Raw genomic sequence first — 1515 nt, 5'->3', positions numbered from 1 at the left:
GGCAGGAAGAAGCTAGGCGTATTGTATTCCATCATTCGGTAAAAGAATTAAAAAATTGCGCCAAAAAGAGCCGTTTTTCTCAAATAAGGCAAAGAATCAATCTCATTTTTTTAGCCAAATCAAAATTGCCGCATCACTTAATCGCCAAAACCTGTGGCTGCTCCTGAATACTTGGAAGCCCCCCCTTTCCTTAAATCTATCTGAAATAAAAGCGCCGGTAGATTATCTGTGAGTTGTTTTTCATTGGTAAGAATATGAATTGGTTTGACTTGCTTTTTTAATTTTTTTATATTGCCTTTAATAAATAAAAATGCTGAAAAGTCATTACTACCCAGGGAAATAAAATGTATCCTATCTCTTCGGCCTCTATTGAAAGCTTGCCCAATGAATTGCTGCTCCCTATCTTAGAGGCTTGCGCAGTTCCTTCCTTATTTACCGTCTGTAAAAGATGGCATCATCTGCTGGCTTCTGAAGTGATGCCTTCTCTTTATAAAAAAATAGGTAAAGTACATGTTTCCCCAGGGGATATTAGCAAGCAGGCTTTTATTTTAGATATGATTTATAAGCTGGATGATAGGTTTTCTGAAGGAGAAAAAGCTAAGGCAATCTTCAAGGAGGCCTTTACTCTAGCTAAATCCCTTGCTCCTGTGGAGCTAGAATTTAAATGGAAAACCCAGGAAAAAAGGCGTTTTACTCTGGCTAACTATGTCTTTTATCTTATAAATATTAATCGTCTGCTAATGTGGAAAGCACTGCCTGGTGGAGCGGAATACTTAAGTCAAGAAAAAATCAAGTACTTACCTTTAGAAAAACAAGGGGAGCTTCTTAGAGGTTGGATTGAAGAAAATTGTAAAAATACCACGGCTTTAGATTTATCTGGAGTAGGCTTGACTTATTTACCCCCAGAAATATGCCAGCTGTCTCAACTACGAGGGCTTTACTTAAATCAAAACCAGCTCACCAGTCTGCCTGTAGAAATCGGGGGGTTGTCTCAGCTGCAAGAGCTTCACTTAAATCAAAACCAGCTCACCATTCTGCCTGCAGAAATCGGGCAATTGTTTCAACTGCAAGAGCTTCACTTAAATCAAAACCAGCTCACCACTCTGCCTGCAGAAATCGGGCAGTTATCTCATCTGCAAAAGCTTAACTTAAATAGCAACCAGCTTACCACCCTTCCTGCAGAAATCGGACAGATGTCTCAGCTGCAAGAGCTTTACTTAACTCAAAACCAGCTCACCTCTCTGCCTGCAGAAATTGGGCGGCTGTCTCAGCTGGAATGGCTTGACTTAAACCAAAACCAGCTCGCCAGCCTTCCTACAGAAATTGGGCAATTGTCTCAGCTGCAATGGCTTCATTTAAGCCAAAACCAGCTCACCAGCCTTCCTACAGAAATCGGGCAGCTGCCTGAGCTGCAAAGGCTTTACTTAAACCAAAACCAGCTCACCAGCCTTCCTACAGAAATTGGGCAATTGTCTCAGCTGCAAACGCCTGACTTAAATCAAAACCAGCTCACCT

The 1515-nt window shown here is 41.3% G+C and carries 1 protein-coding gene; it reads left to right on the top strand.

The genetic code is table 11. From position 1 onward, the window contains the following. Positions 1 to 344 precede the first annotated feature (344 nt). Positions 345 to 1515, top strand: a 1171-nt coding sequence (locus DB42_RS10560) for a leucine-rich repeat domain-containing protein (RefSeq protein ID WP_052436066.1), incomplete at its 3' end; no start/stop codon positions are given.

Origin of the sequence: Neochlamydia sp. EPS4 (assembly GCF_000813665.1) — a bacterium.
Classification (GTDB): Bacteria; Chlamydiota; Chlamydiia; order Chlamydiales; family Parachlamydiaceae; genus Neochlamydia.
Note: the sequence above shows the minus strand (reverse complement) of the source record. Positions and strands in the feature narration are given on the sequence as shown.